19 protein-coding genes are annotated in these 18158 nt (G+C 39.6%); 10 read left to right on the top strand and 9 right to left on the bottom strand.

All coding sequences use genetic code 11. From position 1 onward, the window contains the following. The 7 genes from ACMYR3_RS13305 to ACMYR3_RS13275 form a co-directional block, all read right to left on the bottom strand. Entirely contained in the window at positions 1-801 is an 801-nt protein-coding gene (locus ACMYR3_RS13305) for an aldolase/citrate lyase family protein (protein ID WP_424192419.1), read from the bottom strand. Between the two features lie 241 nt (positions 802-1042). Beyond that, positions 1043-1234, bottom strand: a complete 192-nt coding sequence (locus tag ACMYR3_RS13300; protein WP_424192418.1) for a 2-hydroxymuconate tautomerase — start codon at positions 1232-1234, stop codon at positions 1043-1045. 25 nt (positions 1235-1259) lie between these two features. After that, the gene (gene dmpH / locus ACMYR3_RS13295; protein ID WP_424192417.1) at positions 1260-2048 is read right to left on the bottom strand and encodes a 2-oxo-3-hexenedioate decarboxylase; all 789 of its coding nucleotides are present in this window, start codon (positions 2046-2048) and stop codon (positions 1260-1262) included. Then, entirely contained in the window at positions 2045-3076 is a 1032-nt protein-coding gene (gene dmpG, locus ACMYR3_RS13290) for a 4-hydroxy-2-oxovalerate aldolase (protein WP_424192416.1), read from the bottom strand. The genes dmpH (ACMYR3_RS13295) and dmpG overlap by 4 nt, the downstream gene beginning before the upstream one ends. 22 nt (positions 3077-3098) lie before the next feature. Continuing rightward, positions 3099-4046 carry an acetaldehyde dehydrogenase (acetylating) gene (locus tag ACMYR3_RS13285; protein ID WP_424192415.1) on the bottom strand — a complete coding sequence of 316 codons (948 nt, stop codon included), beginning with the start codon at positions 4044-4046 and terminating at the stop codon, positions 3099-3101. Between the two features lie 170 nt (positions 4047-4216). Then, entirely contained in the window at positions 4217-5143 is a 927-nt protein-coding gene (locus ACMYR3_RS13280) for a catechol 2,3-dioxygenase (RefSeq protein ID WP_424192414.1), read from the bottom strand. A gap of 571 nt (positions 5144-5714) precedes the next feature. After that, entirely contained in the window at positions 5715-6596 is an 882-nt protein-coding gene (locus tag ACMYR3_RS13275) for a LysR family transcriptional regulator (RefSeq protein WP_424192413.1), read from the bottom strand. A 182-nt stretch (positions 6597-6778) separates the two neighbouring features. Between ACMYR3_RS13275 and ACMYR3_RS13270 the strand changes: the two genes are divergently transcribed. From ACMYR3_RS13270 to ACMYR3_RS13225, 10 genes are all read left to right on the top strand, one after another. Continuing rightward, positions 6779-8050 carry an ABC transporter substrate-binding protein gene (locus ACMYR3_RS13270; RefSeq protein ID WP_424192412.1) on the top strand — a complete coding sequence of 424 codons (1272 nt, stop codon included), beginning with the start codon at positions 6779-6781 and terminating at the stop codon, positions 8048-8050. 93 nt (positions 8051-8143) lie between these two features. Then, positions 8144-9034, top strand: coding sequence for a SphA family protein (locus ACMYR3_RS13265; protein ID WP_424192411.1), 891 nt, complete (start codon positions 8144-8146; stop codon positions 9032-9034). 21 nt (positions 9035-9055) lie between these two features. After that, the gene (locus ACMYR3_RS13260; protein WP_424192410.1) at positions 9056-9772 is read left to right on the top strand and encodes an ABC transporter ATP-binding protein; all 717 of its coding nucleotides are present in this window, start codon (positions 9056-9058) and stop codon (positions 9770-9772) included. Then, the gene (locus ACMYR3_RS13255; protein WP_424192409.1) at positions 9769-10473 is read left to right on the top strand and encodes an ABC transporter ATP-binding protein; all 705 of its coding nucleotides are present in this window, start codon (positions 9769-9771) and stop codon (positions 10471-10473) included. The genes ACMYR3_RS13260 and ACMYR3_RS13255 overlap by 4 nt, the downstream gene beginning before the upstream one ends. A gap of 2 nt (positions 10474-10475) precedes the next feature. Further along, positions 10476-11336, top strand: a complete 861-nt coding sequence (locus ACMYR3_RS13250) for a branched-chain amino acid ABC transporter permease (RefSeq protein WP_424192408.1) — start codon at positions 10476-10478, stop codon at positions 11334-11336. A 113-nt stretch (positions 11337-11449) separates the two neighbouring features. Continuing rightward, a complete protein-coding gene (locus tag ACMYR3_RS13245) occupies positions 11450-12322 on the top strand; it encodes a branched-chain amino acid ABC transporter permease (protein WP_424192407.1) in 873 nt (290 codons plus the stop codon). A 64-nt stretch (positions 12323-12386) separates the two neighbouring features. Further along, a complete protein-coding gene (gene dmpE, locus ACMYR3_RS13240; RefSeq protein ID WP_424192406.1) occupies positions 12387-13184 on the top strand; it encodes a 2-oxopent-4-enoate hydratase in 798 nt (265 codons plus the stop codon). Continuing rightward, positions 13181-13978: a 2-oxo-3-hexenedioate decarboxylase gene (gene dmpH / locus ACMYR3_RS13235; RefSeq protein ID WP_424192405.1), complete on the top strand. Its 798-nt coding sequence runs from the start codon at positions 13181-13183 to the stop codon at positions 13976-13978. The genes dmpE and dmpH (ACMYR3_RS13235) overlap by 4 nt, the downstream gene beginning before the upstream one ends. 38 nt (positions 13979-14016) lie before the next feature. Then, a complete protein-coding gene (locus ACMYR3_RS13230) occupies positions 14017-14859 on the top strand; it encodes an aldo/keto reductase (RefSeq protein ID WP_424192404.1) in 843 nt (280 codons plus the stop codon). A 95-nt stretch (positions 14860-14954) separates the two neighbouring features. After that, entirely contained in the window at positions 14955-16730 is a 1776-nt protein-coding gene (locus ACMYR3_RS13225; RefSeq protein ID WP_424192403.1) for a sigma 54-interacting transcriptional regulator, read from the top strand. On the opposite strand, the gene ACMYR3_RS13220 is transcribed toward ACMYR3_RS13225, so the two are convergent. Both ACMYR3_RS13220 and ACMYR3_RS13215 read right to left on the bottom strand, forming a co-directional pair. Continuing rightward, the gene (locus ACMYR3_RS13220; RefSeq protein ID WP_424196511.1) at positions 16713-17780 is read right to left on the bottom strand and encodes an NADH:ubiquinone reductase (Na(+)-transporting) subunit F; all 1068 of its coding nucleotides are present in this window, start codon (positions 17778-17780) and stop codon (positions 16713-16715) included. The genes ACMYR3_RS13225 and ACMYR3_RS13220 overlap by 18 nt on opposite strands. 13 nt (positions 17781-17793) lie before the next feature. Beyond that, positions 17794-18156 carry a phenol hydroxylase subunit P4 gene (locus ACMYR3_RS13215; protein ID WP_424192402.1) on the bottom strand — a complete coding sequence of 121 codons (363 nt, stop codon included), beginning with the start codon at positions 18154-18156 and terminating at the stop codon, positions 17794-17796. Positions 18157-18158: the final 2 nt, after the last annotated feature.

The following is an 18158-nucleotide window of genomic DNA, read 5'->3' as shown; positions in this document are numbered from 1 at the left end:
TTAATAACCTTTACTTGTGACTTGCTCCTTTTGTTTGAGTTTGTAACTTTTACAAAGAGTGCTTGTGGCGTTCGCCAATAGCAATGTGTCAACACCTACGGCAACGAATTTGGCTCCAGCCGAAATATATTGCTCATTAAGTTCTTTGTCGGTACAAAGAACTCCACCTGCTTTTCCTTTAGCCTTAACCCGTTGTAATCCATCTAATATTTTATTAACGATACTAGGGTGATAAGACTGTCCTAGTGATCCATAGGATGCAGCAAGATCTGCTGAACCAAAGAAAACTCCATCAACACCCTCAATTTCTAGTATTTCATCAAGCGCTTCAAACCCTTTTACTGTTTCAACTTGAACTAACAAGCACATTTCATCATTTGCATTCGATAAATAATCTTCCACTCTTCCCCAACGAGATACTCGAGCGAGTGCGCTACCTACGCCTCGAATACCATCAGGTGGATAACGCATTGCTTCTACCAAATGTGTAGCTTGATCGGCTGACTCAACCATAGGAATCAGTAAAGTCTGAACACCTGTTTCAAGCAATTGTTTAATTAAAACTGGATTGCCTTCAGGTGGACGTACTATTGGGTGAGATTTGTAAGGTGCAACTGCTTGCAGTTGAGAGAAAATACTACGTAAATCATTAGGGCCGTGTTCTGAGTCAATTAATAACCAGTCAAAATCTGCGCTGGCGCATATTTCTGCGCTCAAATTTTCACCTGCTGCCACCCATAGTCCATATAAGGTTTCCTCTAGCTTGAGGACATCCTTGAAGTTATTCTTATTGATAAGCATATTGTCTCCAGAACCACAACAGCGATTTTTAATAAAAGAAAAATAATTATTATTTAGTACGTGGATTCAGATAATTAATTTTATTTAGATCATAAATGCTAGATTTAGATTTAAAAAAGCCGGATCCAAACTTCTTATTCTTGGAGATATTAAGAAATCAAAGCCTAGAACCGGAGGAGGAACATAGAATCTCTTTATAAATAGGTAAAGAAATTAACTTGAATAAGGTGGAGTGATATGCTTATCTGCCAAGATCTTTTGCTGTTTGACCTGCTATACCCCAGTCCGTATTTGGAACTTCCTGAATCCAAACTCGTACAGCCTCTTTCGGGGCACCTGCGCCCTCTACAATTGCCGCGGTAACTTTCTCAATAACAGCTTTTTTTTGTTCTTCAGTACGACCTTTGATCATGAAGATTTGTGCTAAAGGCATTAATGTCTCCTAGTGAGAGTAAGAATTAGATGAACCGAATACTGGTACTTCCCATTCCATGTACCTTAAGAGTTAAGACGTCTCCTTTGGATACAGAAACAGCTTCAGTGATGCCGCCAGAAAGTACTATTGCCCCAGCAGGAATTTCTTTCCCGCGTTCTGCAAGATGATTGGCTAACATTGCTACAGCAGTAGCAGGATTGCCTAGAACTGCTGCACCAACGCCATAAGCAACAGAAGACCCATTTTTTTCAAGGATTACTCCAAGAGTGCTTAAATCTATTCCTTTTACTGGCGATGCAATTCCTCCAATAACGAAGCGAGTTGCAGAAGTATTGTCTGCAACCACACTCTTTAAATCGAATTTGAAATCTTTGTAACGACTATCAATAACCTCAATACCAGGTAGAACGAATGCTGTGGCATTTAATACATCCGCAATACTGCAGCCTGGCCCAGTTAGTGATTTATTCAAAATAAATGCGATTTCAGGTTCAACTTTTGGGTGAATTAGTTCATTCATTTGAACTTCACCACCATCTTGAACAAGGTAATCATTTGTCATGAAGCCAAATACTGGTGAGCTAACACCCATTTGTTTCATTTTTGCATGAGAGGTAAGTCCAGCTTTTAGTCCAATAATCCTTAGGCCTCTCTCAAGTTTTCTTTTAAGAATTTCATCCTGAACTGCATAAGCATCTTCCCAGTCTAGATCTGGATGTTCGTCAGTGATTTTGACAGTGTCACGAACTTCTAGCTGACATGATTCAAGTCTTTCTGCTAAGTTGGCGATTAGCCCATTACTGAGTTTCATACTAAAATTCCTCGTTCTCGAGCTATAGTCAATGCAGTGTCTTCAATCATATCTTCTTGCCCACCAACCATTCCTCTTCTTCCTAATTCAACAAGAATATCTCTTGCAGGTATTTTGTATTTAAGAGACGCACGTTTTGCAAATAGTAAGAAAGAGCCATATACACCTGCATAGCCCAAAGTTAAAGAGTCGCGGTCTATACGAATTGGAAAGTCCATAATTGGAATAACGAGGTCTTCAGCCACGTCAGTAATTTTTGATACATCAACGCCTGTTTCAACGTCCATTAAACTGCATACTGCAATCAGGACTTCCATGGGTGTATTTCCAGCTCCAGCACCTAATCCTGCCGCGGCGGCATCAATTCGGTTTGCTCCGACCTCAATAGCTGCAATTGAATTTGCTACTCCCATAGCTAAATTATGATGTCCATGAAAACCTAATTCAGTTTCAGGATTAAGCGCATCTCTGACTGCACCAACTCTGCTCTTAACTGTTTCAGGTAATAAGTGGCCTGCAGAATCAGTGACGTAAATGCAATTTGCTCCGTAAGACTCCATCAGTTTTGCTTGTTTTACAAGGCCTTCAGGAGAATTCATATGACTCATCATCAAGAAGCCTACCGTATCCATGTCAAGCTTTCTAGCCATCGTTATGTGCTGTTCAGAAACATCTCCTTCAGTACAGTGAGTGGCGACTCGAATTGTATTAACTCCTAAATCCCTTGCCATTTTTAGGTGATCAACTGTGCCAATACCTGGTAGTAGAAGTGCTGAAACTTTGGCATTTTTCATGCGAGGAATTACTGCACTCAGATATTCCTCATCGGAATGAGCGGGAAAACCATAATTTACCGAAGAGCCACCAAGGCCATCTCCATGTGTTACCTCAATAAGCGGAATTCCAGCCTCATCAAGCCCTGTAGCAATACTAATCATTTGTTCAAGAGTCATTAAGTGACGTTTAGGATGCATTCCGTCTCTTAAGGTCATGTCATGTACAGTAATTTTTTTACCACTAATATTCATTTTTCAATATCCTCAGAGTTCATTAAGCGCCACAACCAACTAATGTCGGATCTTTTGTGATCACTTTAGGCTCAAGTACTAAGCGTCCAGCCAAAATTTCTTCGGCAAACATTTCTGCAGTTCTAGCTCCTGCAGCAGTCATGATGTCGAGATTGCCCGCATACGTTGGAAGAAAATCCCCAAGACCTTGCACTTCTAGAAAGATTGACACACGTTTGCCATCAAATACCGGACCATTTACAAGGCGATAACCTGGCACATATTTTTGAACCTCTTTAATCATAAGATTTATTGATTCTGTGATTTTTTCTCTATCTGGGAAGTCTTCAGTTAGACAATGCACAGTGTCACGCATAATTAATGGTGGCTCAGCCGGATTGATAATGATGATTGCTTTACCTTTTTTGGCACCACCAATTTTTTCAACTGCTTGTGAAGTGGTTCTTGTAAATTCATCAATATTTTTTCTTGTTCCAGGACCTGCTGATTTAGAAGAAACTGTCGCTACAATTTCTCCATATTCAACTTTTTGAACTCTAGAAATAGCTGCGACCATAGGTATCGTAGCTTGACCACCGCATGTGACCATGTTGACGTTCATTTCTCGCTTGCCAACGTGCTCAATAAGGTTTACAGGTGGAACACAGTATGGTCCGATTGCCGCAGGTGTCAGATCGATCATAAGTACACCAAGTGAATTCAGCTTTCGACTATTTTCGGCATGTACGTATGCTGAAGTTGCATCAAATGCAATTTGAATATTGTCTTCCTTTATATGCGGCAATAAACCATCTACTCCGTCAGCTGTTACTTTAAGACCTAGAGTTACGGCACGTTTTAGTCCTTCTGATTCTGGATCAATACCTACCATCCAAACAGGCTCTAGAAATGGACTTCGTTTTAGCTTATAAAGGAGATCAGTTCCAATATTGCCTGGACCGATTAATGCGCATTTAATCTTTTTACTCATAAAAATTTCCGATAAAAATGTGTTAAAAAATCATGTTCTCTTGAAATGTTGGATTAATAACGAATACTTTCTCGAATTCAGAATTGAATCTAAATACAAGTTGTGAGCTTTTAAATAATTTCTGTGGTCAGAATAGAGAATTCATGATTCGTATATGGAAATTTCTATAATTAGGTTACAACAGTAAGGAACCGCTCGTTGAGTTCTCTTGTGTGGTAAAAAATTCCTCTGCCTATTTCATCCCAAGACCAAGTGTAGGGTTTCATATCCGGATAGAAGTTATATCCACCACAAAACGTCTCCAAACGATTACCTGATGGATCAAATGAATAGATTGTTGTACCTCTCGTTATTCCATGACGAATAGGACCTATATCAATTGAAACTCTGTGCAAAGTCATCAGATCTGCAGCACGTAGAACATGCTCCCAGGTATCTAGTAAAAATGATGCATGGTGCAGTGTGTTATTGCGCTCATCTCTAACAAAAGCAATATCGTGTGCTTTATTTGAGCACGTCATCCACACTGCCATGTCTGTAATTCCATCCTCAGCTAGAATTTTTTCTACTAAAGAAAATCCAAGTACATTAATAAATAGGTCCCTACTGCCATCTAAATCTTTTCCATGTATTTGCCAGTGATCTAGTCTTAAGGGCGATATGCCTTTACGGTTCTCAATAATCACATCAGGATTGAGATACCCTAGTCCATCACCGATTTCAGTTTTTTCAGCATACAACTCAAAAATGTGACCAGTAGGTGCTTCGAAGCGAACTCGTTCGCCAGTTTCTAATAATTCACCTGCTGGAATACGCTCTGTCCTAACCCCATATGCATTCAAGTCAGCCTCTAAACGATCTAGAGTAGATCTGTTTAATACTTTAAATCCATAAAAGTCCATGCCTGCTCTATCTGCCTGGCGAATGATGAAGCTGTGGTGATCTCTTTCATCATGGCATTTAAAATAAACACGGCCACTTTTATCTCTCCCGGTTTCTACTAGACCAAATACATTGGTATAAAAATGCACAGATTCCTCTAGGTCAAGTACTCTTAGTTGAGTATGTCCTGGACGTAACACTCCTGTTATTGCCATCTTTGTCTCCTATTAATTGATATTTTTATCAATAATTGTTTTCGTCAATTTATAAAGCGGAAGGTATAAGACCTTCTCTTCATAATCGAGAGTTGTTTGTATACATGTTCGAACTAAATGATAAACACGTCAAATACTGTTGTGATCTTGAATCATACCTATTTGGTATTCTGTGTAGATGCAATTAGGTGTTTCTACTTATGACGTTATGAAAATGACAGGATCTGTAATTTTTATTTATTTTGATAGCTTTGTTGAAAGAAAGCCTGAAGTAGAAGTTCTAGGATGAGGTACTGAATAAAATTGAAAGTAAGCTTTATTAAAACAGCGAGGGGGGAGTTATTTGAAAGGAAAATCACTCAAAATTTAGACTGGTTTTCAATATGAATTGGGAGACTTATTAAAGTTATCACCTTAATAGCTGGCAAGCCAATGAAATTGGCTAAGTTATCTATCAATGCCACAGTCTAACAAGACATTTTTAAATAAATCAAATCGACTAGGAGACTGTATATTTCTACAAGCTTTTGTTTATGTTGGTTCTTGATTATAGAAATTGGTACCGTTGGTTCTATTTGATGGAATTTTCTATTAATTTTCGAAATTCTGCGATATGACTAGTTTTATCGCCTAATCTAACTGTCATTATCAGTGGGGATGTAAGACCTTCTTCTAGTATTGGTCGATAAGCTATATCTGTTCTGTTTAGACGTTGAACAGAATTAGGGACAATAGTAACGCCCATTCCTGCTGCTACAAGCCCAATTGCAGTTTGTAGGCCATTGGTTTCATAAGTTTTTCTTACTTCATATCCCCTTACACTGAATTGGCGAAGTACCTGATCAGCGAAACTGGGCCTAGGTGAAATTGGATAAAGTATGAGTGTTTCTTCTAATATCTCTTTTAAAGAAACGTGATCTTGCTTTGCGAGATGGCTAGGCGATGGAACAGCAACAATCAAGTTTTCTTCCGTAATTACGATATTCTCTAGCCCCTCTCCTGGAACGGCTAAACGGCCAAATCCTACATCAATTCTTCCTGCCTTGAGTGCCTCTGATTGTTCTACAGAGGTTAATTCTGAAAGTGTGATATCGAGGTTGTCGTTTTCGATTGAAAACTGTCTCAGTACTTTTGGCAAGAATCCATAGAGCACGGAAGGGACAAATCCTATTCCCATCCACCGCTTGTTTCCATTGGCAATACGTTGGGTAGCAATTTTGATTTCGCTTAGCCTTGCGAGCATTTGAACTGATTGCTCATAAAAAAATATCCCTGCATTTGTGAGTGTCATCGGCCTGCTTGATCGATCTAATAATTGCACACCAAGCTCTTCTTCAAGTTGTTGAATTTGTCTCGATAAGGGTGGTTGAGCGATATGCAAAATCTCTGCGGCTCTGCTGAAATTGAGTGTGCTAGCTACAGCCTGAAAGTACTTTAATTGTCGAAGTTCCATTTATACCTCATAGGTATGATTGCAGACGAAATCGATATTGGACACAAAGCATCAAGTAGTCGAACAATTGAGGCGTTGATGCGGATAGTCGGATAGTTTGAATCTAGTCTATTTCAACCACGCTTGTCATAGTGTGTAGCAAGACAGCAATTAAACACTAAAAAAACATTGGAGACAAAGATATGACCGTTAATACAACGCGTCGCACCGTACTCAAGACTGGCTTAGTTGCATCGGCTGCTAGTTTGGGAAGTCCGTGGGTCCGTGCGGCAGGTGGTGATACTTTCAAAATAGGTTATGTTAGTCCACAGACTGGGCCATTGGCAGCTTTTGCGGAGCCTGACAAATTCACGCTGGATCAAGTTAAAAAGGCTGTATCAGGCGGAATTATGTCTGGCGGGAAAAAGTATGCCGTAGAAATTATCTATAAGGATTCTCAGTCAAATCCAAATAAAGCCAGCTCTGCGGCTGCAGAACTAATATTGCGTGATAAAGTTGATTTGGTAATTGCCTCTTCGACGCCGGCTACTACAAATCCTGTAGCTGATCAATGCGAGTTGAATGGTATTCCTTGTATAACCAATGATACGCCTTGGCAACCATATTTTTTTGGTCGAAAGGGGGATCCTAAAAAGGGATTTGATTGGACTTATCATTTCTTTTGGGGTTTAGAAGATATTATTGGTTCCTATACAGGGCTTTGGGGGCAATTGGCTACCAGTAAAGTTATCGGTGCTTTATGGCCAAATGATGAAGATGGTAACGCTTGGGGGGATGGGAAACTAGGGTTTCCACCAGTGCTAGCGGCTAAGGGCTTTAAGGTAATTGATCGCGGTCGCTTTCAATCTCCAATCAATGATTTTTCATCTTTCATTTCCGAGTTCAAAAAATCGAATGTAGAAATTATTACAGGAGTAGTGCCGCCTCCTGATTTTGCCAACTTATGGAATCAAGCTGGACAACAGGGATTTCGTCCAAAGATTGTTACCGTTGCAAAAGCGACAGAATTTCCTGCTGCCATTGCAGCATTTGGTGGAAGAGCGGAAGGTCTAACAGTTGAATTAATGTGGAGTCCAGCACATCCGTTTAATTCAAGTTTAACTGGCCAGTCTTCGCGTCAACTTGCTTCAGCATATACAGCTGCAACTGGAAAGCCATGGATAGTTACATTGGGATTTAAGCACTCATTATTCGAAGTAGCCATTGACGCATTAAAAAGAGCGGGAGAAAAAAGTCCCGAGTCAATTCGAGATGCGGTTGCCTCAACAATGCTAAATACCGTCGTTGGAACAATTAATTTCAAAGGTGGGCCAGTTCCAAATGTGGCAAAGACGCCGCTTGTTTCCGGGCAGTGGCAAAAACGAGGTAATGGTCTGGAGCTGGTGGTTGTGGAAAATAGCCTTGCCCCAATGATCCCTCGACAGGCTGAGCTAGAGCCAATTAAATATTCCTGATCATTTAATCCAAGTTCTACAACTAAATTTCTTTTGACTAGTCAGCATAAGCTGACTGGTCTGGACTACTACATCCTAATAACTGGAGACAACATGAAATATAAAATGAGTGTAATTGCTGCTGTAATCATGGCATTAACTAATATTGCAAATGCCACCGAAGGTGGTGGTTCGATTTATCCTGTTGGGGCAGAAAACTTTACATGCTGTGCACTACCTCCCCCAGGAGTTTATGGCATGGTTTGGGGCCAATCTTACTCGGCAAATAAAGTTAAAGGTAATGATGGTCAGGTAGTAACGCCTTCAAATTTTAAAGTAACGGCGAATGCAATTGTTCCACGAGTTGTGTGGATTACTCCAACAAAAATCGGTGATGCATCATTGGGATTTCATGCCATTCTTCCACTTGTTGACCTTGACGTTAAAAATGCACCTCCCGGTTCACAACATAAAAGCGGTATCGGGGATATGACTTTAGGGGCTGTACTTGGTTGGCATCATAGTGCAAATTTACATAGTGTTGTAGCACTGGATGTATTCGCGCCAACAGGTAGTTACAGTAAAAGTGATATTGCCAATATAGGTCGCAATTATTGGGCTATTCAACCAGTGGCTGGATTTAGTTATATTGATCAAAATGGTCTAAATGGCGACATCAAGGCTATGTGGACTTATAACCTAAGAAATAGAGATACTGACTATAAATCTGGTCAAGAACTAATAATTGATTATTCGGTTGGTTGGGGCTTGGGCAATGGATGGACTTTAGGGGTTGGGGGCTATGTGTATCAGCAACTAACTAAGGACTCTCAAAATGGTAGCTCAGTAGAAAACAATAATGGTAAAGCGTTGGCTATTGGACCGTCAGTACGATATGACAGTGGTAAGGGATGGTTTGTTACTGGCAAATACCAAACTGAAACAAGTGTGCGAAATCGAGCAGAAGGTAGTGCCTTTTGGGTTAAAGCAGTATTTCCATTCTAAGCACAGTAGGAGTATCAAATAGTGTTACTCAAGGTTAGCAACGTCTGTAAAAGTTATGGGGCGTTGAAGGTGACCCAGGATGTTTCATTCTCTGTTAACGAGGGTGAAACACTCGGAATTCTTGGACCAAACGGCGCCGGTAAAACGACGCTGTTTAACCTTATTTCTGGTGATGTAAAAGTTGATTCTGGTTCTATTCAATTCGATGGTTTAGATGTTGCAAAGTTGTCACCACATAAGCGATGTCGAGCTGGTATTGGCAGAAGTTATCAGGTTCCGCATCCTTTTGGAAACATGAGTGTGTTCGAGAATTTAGTAACAGCCGCATGCTTTGGAGGTCAATTACCCGAGCATACTGCTTGGGAAACCGCTGCTGAAATTCTTGAGAAGACAGGTCTTATGGCTTATGCGAATAAGCCAGCGGGTGGATTGACTCTTCTGAACCGGAAACGATTAGAGCTCGCTAGAGCCTTATCAACGAGGCCGAAATTGTTATTACTTGATGAAATAGCTGGGGGGTTGACAGAGCATGAAGCATCGGAATTAGTAGATGAATTAAAGAGAATTAAAGCTTCAGGAACAACAATGATATGGATTGAACATGTTGTTCATGCTTTGATGTCAATAGCTGATCGATTATTGGTTATTAACTTTGGTGAAAAACTTGCAGAAGGTAACCCTGTCGAAGTTATGGCAAACCAGGAAGTTAGACGGGTATATATGGGATTGGAAGCATGAGTTCGGTCATTATTGAGACGGAAAATCTCAGGGCGTTCTATGGCGATGCGCAAGCCTTATATGGAGTGGATTTCTTTTTAAATGAAGGTGAAGTTGTTTCAGTCATCGGTGCGAATGGATCTGGAAAAAGCACCTTCATGAAGTCATTAACTGGTCTAGTTAGAGTGGAAAAAGAGTCTGTTCAATTTAATAAAAATGCAATAGGAGGATTATCCCCTGGTGAGATAGTCAAGATGGGCCTAGCTCTTGTACCCGAGGGACGAAGACTATTTCCTAGTTTAACAGTAGAAGAGAATTTGCTTATGGGGGGATTTGCAAAGCGTCCTGGGCCATGGAACCTAGATCGTTTATTCAAAATGTTTCCTATATTGAAAGAGAAAAAAAATCAACCGTCTACATCTTTATCTGGTGGGCAGCAACAGATGGTCGCACTTGGTAGAGCCCTAATGAGTAATCCAAATGTATTGTTGTGCGATGAGATTTCATTAGGACTTGCTCCAGTGGTAATTAAAGAAATATATGACTCATTACCAAGTATAGTTTCTGAGGGTATGAGTATGGTTATTGTTGAGCAAGATGTAATGGTTGCACAAAGAGTCTCTCAAAGAGTTTATTGCTTGCAAGAAGGTAGAGTCTCACTGGAAGGAAAAAGTGATGAATTAACTCGTGAGCAAATTAGTCAAGCTTATTTCGGAATCTGAAAATGATAGAAACAATAATTCAGGGGCTACTACTTGGTGGTTTATTTTGCTTATTTGCTCTAGGCTTGTCGCTCATGTTTGGAGTAATGCGGCTAACAAATATTGCTCAAGGTGATCTCATTGTGTTGGGAGGTTTTTTGATGATAGCCTTGTCCGAAATTTTTAATGGAAATATCTTTATAGTGGCATTGGTAGCTATTCCAGTTTCATTTTTAATTGGATATCTTGTTCAGAAATTTATTCTAAATCGGACTTTAGGTAGGGATCCCTTACCTTCTTTAGTCGTTACTTTCGGTTTATCAATTGTTATTCAAAATGCCTTACAGGAAATATTTTCTGCAGATCCCAGATCACTGGATTCAAACGGTCTGAATACGCAAAGCATTCAAATTGGCGAGCATATGGCAGTTGGTACTTTGCCATTAATTATCTTTATTGTTGCCGTAGTAAGTACATTCGGCATGCAGTTTCTGTTTAATAAAACGTCCCTAGGTAGAGCATTCCGTGCTGTTTCAGACGATAAAGAAACTGCCGAATTAATGGGTCTTAATTCAAAGAAAATTTATTCGATAGCTACAGGGATTGCCTTTTCTCTAATTACATTAGCAGGAATGTTTCAGTGTATGCGAACTACCGTAGCGCCGTCTGATGGTCCGTTACTTCTAATTTTTGCATTTGAATCTGTAATCATTGGTGGGATGGGGTCGTTTTGGGGAACATTTGTTGGCGCAATGGTTTTAGGTATAACGCAACAAATTGGATTTACCTATGATCCGGCATGGGGAATTTGGTTTGGTCATTTAGTATTTCTTTCCGTGTTAATTGTTAAGCCGAGTGGTCTATTTCCGAAAACTAGAGGTTAAAAGTGGATATTAAAGTTAAGCGAAGTACTCGTGCCAGCAATATTAGTCTGAGTATAGGAGTTGCTCTATGCTTATTCGCTGCCTTCATTCCGTATTGGGGGGAGTCTTCATGGATGAGAGAATTTGTTGAAATTTCTTGCTACTTCATTTTTGCAATGATGTGGAATCTATTAGCCGGCTTTGGTGGAATGGTGTCTGTAGGTCAGCAAGCTTTTTTCGGTTTAGGTGGCTATGCCATGTTAAGCATGGGAAATTTTTTAGGTATAAATCCATTTCTAGCTGTTCCATTGGCAGCGCTAGTAGCAGCATTGATTTCTATTCTTGTTTCAAAGGTGGCTTTTCGGTTGCATGGCGGATATTTTTCAATTGGAACTTGGGTTATAGCTGAGGTAATTCGGTTAACTATTGCAAATATCTCAGCTGTTGGCGGAGGTTCTGGCACGAGTCTTACCGCGTTAAAAGGAATTCCAAGGGGTACAAGAGAAAGCATTACATTTTGGGTTGCACTCGGATGTGTTGTTCTAACTATTAGCTTAATTTATTTCTTTTTGAGAAGTAAAGAGGGCCTAGCTCTTCTCGCAATTCGAGATAGTGAAGTTGCAGCGGAAAGTCAGGGGGTTGCGGTAAATAAAATGAAACTTGCAGTATATGTCGTTGCTGCGTTCGGTTGTGGACTTGCTGGGGCGTTATATTTTGCGAGTAACCTACGAATTAGTCCTGATGCAGCATTTGGTGTTAATTGGACGGCATTTGCAATTTTTATAGTAATGATAGGTGGTATTGGAGTGATTGAAGGGCCAATTATTGGATCGCTAATCTTTTGGGCGTTGAATAAATTCTTGAGTGATTATGGAACTTGGTACTTATTAGGGTTAGGTGCTTTAGCAATAGTAATGACATTATTTTTCAGAAGTGGCGTCTGGGGATTTATACATAAAAAATTTGGAATTGATATTTTACCTATTCAAAGAAGATTGCAAATTTGATATGCATGTTTAATTTGAAACTAGATTGAGTAAGTCTTATTTAGCAAATTGTTAAGGATATATGATGGATAGCAATGCCATTGCAATGTATGGAAAAGAGCTTTTTGATGCATGGAAGTCATGTAAAACTGTACCACCTCTTGTACAGAGAGAGCCTGAAATTACAATACAAGATGCATATGGTATTCAACTAAAATTCATTAAACATAGACTCGATCTGGGTGAGAAAATAGTTGGAAAAAAGATCGGTGTTACAAGTAAAGCAGTACAAGATATGTTAGGTGTTTATCAACCAGATTTTGGTCAGTTAACTTCAAACATGATTTTCTATGAAGATGATGTCATAGATATTAGTCACTTAATACAACCAAAAATTGAAGCAGAGCTGGCATTCATATTAAAAGAAGACCTTAAAGGACCAGGTATTACTGCCGCAGATGTAATTAAGGCAACTGATTATGTGGTGCCATGTTTTGAAGTAATTGATTCAAGAATCACTGATTGGAAAATTAAGATTCAAGACACGATTGCAGATAATGCTTCTTGTGGTGTGTTTGTTTTAGGTAATAAAAAGGGCGATCCACGAAGACTTGATATCAGTCTAGCCGGTATGTTACTAGAAAAAAATGGAGAACTAGTTTCAACTGGCGTAGGTGCAGCTGTTCAAGGTTCACCAGCTAATGCAGTTGCATGGTTGGCAAATACATTAGGTCTGCTAGATATTCCTTTTAAAGCTGGTGAGATCATATTGTCTGGATCCCAGTCAATTCTTGTCCCAATTGTTGATGGTGATACGTTTGTTTGCACTGTTGGTGGTCTGGGTAGTTGTACCGCTAAATTTACAAGTAAGAGGAAAATATGAACGTTTCTTTGTCTCGTGAAGATGTAGTTCGACTCACTGAACGGGTGGAGGGTGCCCAGATAAATGGTTACACAATTCCAAACTTAACCAATGAGTACCCAAATATGACTCTGTCAGATGGATACTTGGTACAGAAAGAACTTCGTCAGAGATTAGTGAGTAGCGGCCAACGTCTCGTTGGATGGAAGGCCGGATTAACTTCAAAAGCCAAAATGATTCAGATGGGGATTAACGTACCAATAATCGGCTTTTTAACAGATCGCATGGCAAGCATGGAGGGTTTTCCAATTAGTTTTCAAAAACTTATTCATCCTCGTATTGAATGTGAAATTGCATTTGTGACTAAAAAATTATTAAAGGGCCCTTCGTGTTCTGCTAAAGATGTTATTGAAGCAACTGACTATATTTTGCCATCACTGGAAGTGATAGATTCACGTTACGAAAATTTTAATTTTGATCTTCCTAGTGTAGTTGCTGATAACGGGTCATCCTCATATTTTGTGACTGGTGCTAGAGCAAGGTATCCAAGTGATTTTGATATTCGATCCTTAGGCGTAGTAATGGAAAAAAATGGGGAAATTGTCGCTATGGGGGCTGCTGCATCGGTTCTTGATAATCCTGCAAATGCAGTCGCAATGTTAGTAAATTGTCTTTCGGGGTTCGATGAATTTTTGCCAGCAGGAAGTATTGTTATGAGTGGTGGAATTACTCCTACTATTCCTGTTCGATCAGGGGATAACATAGTCGCTAGATTCCAAGAATTAGGTACTGTCTCTTTACGATTTGTAGAGTAGATACTATTTTTATAACTGAATAGAAATCTATTACTAGAATGACCATCACGAATGTCAATCCCGCGCCTACTGTGACCTTGCAAAATGGCGTTGAAATGCCTCAGCTAGGTCTTGGAACTTGGCCAATGAATAATCATGAAGCCGAAATAACTGTTGAAGCAGCCCTTAATATGGGTTACAGACTGATTGATACTGCAGAAAATTATGAAAATGAACAAGGCGTCGGTGAGGGAATTCGTAAGTCTTCAGTTCCTAGGGAAGAGGTATTTGTAACTACTAAATTCAATAGAAAGTGGCATAGTAGAGAAGGTGCTCGTATAGCCTGTAAAGCTAGTCTGAAAAGGATGGGGCTAGATTATATCGACCTATTGCTAATTCATTGGCCAAATCCTGACCTAAACCAATACTTGGAAGCATATGAAGGCCTTTTGAGATTGTTGGAGAGTGGTTTGGTTCGTGCTATTGGAACATCTAATTTTAAAATTGAGCATTTACAGAGACTATTTGGGTTTGGGTATGTTCCGCATGTCAATCAGATCCAGCTTGACCCATATCATTTGCGTAATGATTTGATTGATATTCATAAATTAAAGGGAATTATTACTGAAACTTGGAGCCCTCTTGGCAGAGCAAATCAGATGCTTGCTGATCCAGTTATACTCAAAATAGCAGAAAATCATCAATGTACTACTGCACAGGTAGTATTGCGATGGCATACTCAATTAGGGTATGTACCGACTCCAAAATCTTCGCATTTAGAGAGAATGGCTCAAAATATTGATATATTCAATATCAATCTATCAGAAGTCGAAATTGATTTGTTAAATGGCTTGGATCGACCAGATCCACACATGTTCGATGCAGATGTTTTCGGGCATTAATTTAACTACATTGACGAATCTTCGCTTAATTGAAAGATAGATAGATCCTAATTTAATAATCATAATAACTTGCCTTTTAATTAAGATACAAAAATATGCTATCTAAAACAAAAGGTGCACATCTCGACAAGGCATCCATCCATGTAGCCTCTACGTCGACTAAGGGTATTCCTAAGCTTATTGATATACAAGATATTGCGGAGCGGTTAAAGTTTGCTCCAGAAGATGGTCGAATTTGGCTTGACGATGAGCGGATGATACTTTTCCATGCCTCTGTTTTTTCATCTTTGAGGCGTGAAATAATTGATACCCTAGGACCTGAAAAAGCACGCGCTTTATTTATGCGAATCGGTTATTCGGCTGGTTCACGAGATGCCACATTGGCAATTTCTATTAGAGGTAGTAGTGATCCCAGTGATGTATTTGCTGTAGGGCCCCAACTACATGCACTTGAGGGATTTGTTGCGGTAGAGCCTGTAAGAATAGATATAGATGTAGAAAGAGGCGTACATTATGTTGAGCAAATTTGGCATGATTCAGCTGAAGCGCTCGCCCACATAGAAGCTGTCGGTTTTTCTTCAGAAGCAGTTTGTTGGATGCAAGTTGGATATGCATCTGGATTCAATAGTGCCTTGTTTGGGAGGCCGATTCTGTTTAAAGAAATCGAGTGCTCTGGTACAGGTGCCGCACATTGTAGAATTATTGGTAAACCCCTAGAAGAGTGGTCTGATTCGGAGGCCGATCTGCAGTTCTTACAACCCGAAGAATTCATCAACACTACGCTCGTTCGCAGAACTATCTCTTTTCGTGGTCCTGATGGTGAGTCAATTCCAATTTCAGATTCTGATTTCATGGTAGGTACGTCTTCAGGATTTTTATCGGCATGCAATAAATTGCAGCAGGTGGCATCTACTAACGCATCGGTTTTACTTTTGGGTGAAACTGGCGTGGGTAAGGAGCGCTTTGCCAATATTCTTCATCGCTTAAGCAAGCGTGCAAACGGGCCATTTATTGCACTTAATTGTGCTGCAATACCAGAAAATTTATTAGAAGCAGAGTTGTTTGGTGTAGAGCGAGGTGCTTATACTGGGGCAGGAGAAACTCGTAAAGGACGATTTGAAAGAGCTGATACAGGGACTTTGTTTCTAGATGAAATTGGTACGCTAAATGAAGCTGCACAAGCAAAATTGTTACGTGCATTACAAGAAAGAGAAATTGAACGTGTGGGTGGTTCTTCAACACGTGAAGTAGACGTCAGAATTGTTGCTGCAACAAATGCTGATTTAATGAGTGCAGTAAGAGAGGGCAGATTTCGATCAGATTTGTTTTATCGTTTAAATGTTTTTCCTATTCAGATTCCACCATTGAGACAGCGTCGTGATGATATTGCCTTACTCATTCATCACTTTGTAGGGAAGTATTCTGTTGCTCATGGAAAATCAGTAACAGGTTTCACACATCGTGCAATTGCCGCACTACTAGCTTATGATTATCCTGGAAATGTTCGAGAGTTAGAGAATATCATCGAACGAGGTATTATTTTGGCTACGAACGAAAAGCCGATTGATTACCATCATTTATTTCAATCTGAAAGTCAACCCGCTGAATCACTGTTAGCAATGGATCGGGGTGGATCAATGAGACCGGCTAACAAATCTGTACTGCATACTCTTCAAGACGAGTCAGCTATAGAAGATATCGCAGAACGTGTTCTTGATGCTGCTTTATCTCTTGAGGTCATAGAATTAGCGACTATGAGAGAAGCAGTTCGAAGAGCAGATGGAAATTTATCCCAAGCTGCTCGTATTTTAGGAATATCTAGAGCTCAACTAGCATATCGTTTGGATAAAAACTCAGATATTCTTAAATAAAGGACTACGATTCTGTAATTGACTTGCATCAGAAGCCGAAATAAACTTTTCTATATAGATATTTCTTTCATATAGACGACCTTTTATTAGTGTTCTAATGCAACTCTCAATCATAGGCGGTGGGCCACATAAATAGGCTTTGTGTCCACGAAAGTCTCCCTTAAATATTTGATAAGCTACATCATTTACAAATCCCTTTGACCCATTCCAGTCATTGGCTGGAGTCTGGTCACTGAGTGACGGGAAATATTGAAAATTCGGAAAAGACTTTTTTAGCTCAATAAATTCATTGTGATAATACAATTCTTCCAAATTTCTGGCTCCATAGACTAATGTGATTGGACGAGTATCGCCATCAGTCTTTAGTAAATCCAGAATCATTGATCGTGGACTCGACAATCCTGAGCCGCCAGCTATAAGAAGAATAGGCTGATGATCTGACTTTCTAATAAAAAATCTACCTAATGGACCAGTTACTGTAATTTCATCACCAATTTGCAACTTGTTGTGAATAAATTCGGTAGCCTGTCCTCCTGGAACAATTCTTATATTTAGCTCGATTAATTTATTCTTACTAGGAGCATTAGCCAAAGAAAAAGCACGCGGACGGTCTAATCCTTGCCAACTTATGTTTACATATTGACCTGCCTGAAAGTCAATAGTGTTATTTTTGATCTCAATGAAAACGGCTTTAATTGTTGGAGTAAGGTTGGTGATTTTTGTAACTATTCCTTTAAAATCTTTTAATGGAATAGATCTGCTGTCAGGGTCTTCATCTATATCTGCCTCAATAATAAGGTCGGACTGAGGTATTGCGCAACATGCTAAGCAACGCCCCTCATCACGTTCAACATCCATTAGTGCAAATGGGGAGGCTTCTCCATGATCAACTTCTCCACTTGTAACTTCAACTTTGCATGTTCCACACAGGCCATGTCCACAAGCATGTGGTATGTACAAACCGCTTCTAAGTGCAGCATCTAATATTGTTTGATCATCCTCGACCGTGAATGAATGGTCTATGGGTTTAACGGTGATTGTGTAACTCATTTTTTTTCCCAATTTAACTTCCTGAGCCAGCAATGCCATTTAAATCTGGGGTGGAGATTCTAACGAAATCTTTATGTTTAATATTTAGTGTAGAAATGCTTTTTGATAAATCAGGGCTAAACTTTGTGTCGGACAAATACCACTGTACCTGTGTCCAATCTATCTTTTTATAGTCTGGATGTTTTGTAAATGCCGAGTTATTTAGTTCAATATCGATCAACTCTTGAAAAGTTACTGTAGGATCAATTAAGAAGGCGATGGGCGCACAAATCATCGTATGGTGATCCCAGCCCACATACAATATCTGTTTCCCATTAAAATTCTCTACCCTATCTTTAATGTTTGGTTTGCTTGCTAGCATATTTGTATTATTCAAAT

Origin of the sequence: Ampullimonas aquatilis (genome assembly GCF_049675895.1) — a bacterium.
Classification (GTDB): domain Bacteria; phylum Pseudomonadota; class Gammaproteobacteria; order Burkholderiales; family Burkholderiaceae_D; genus Ampullimonas; species Ampullimonas aquatilis.
The sequence above is the reverse complement of the archived record's forward strand: the minus strand, read 5'-3'. Positions and strand labels throughout refer to the sequence as shown.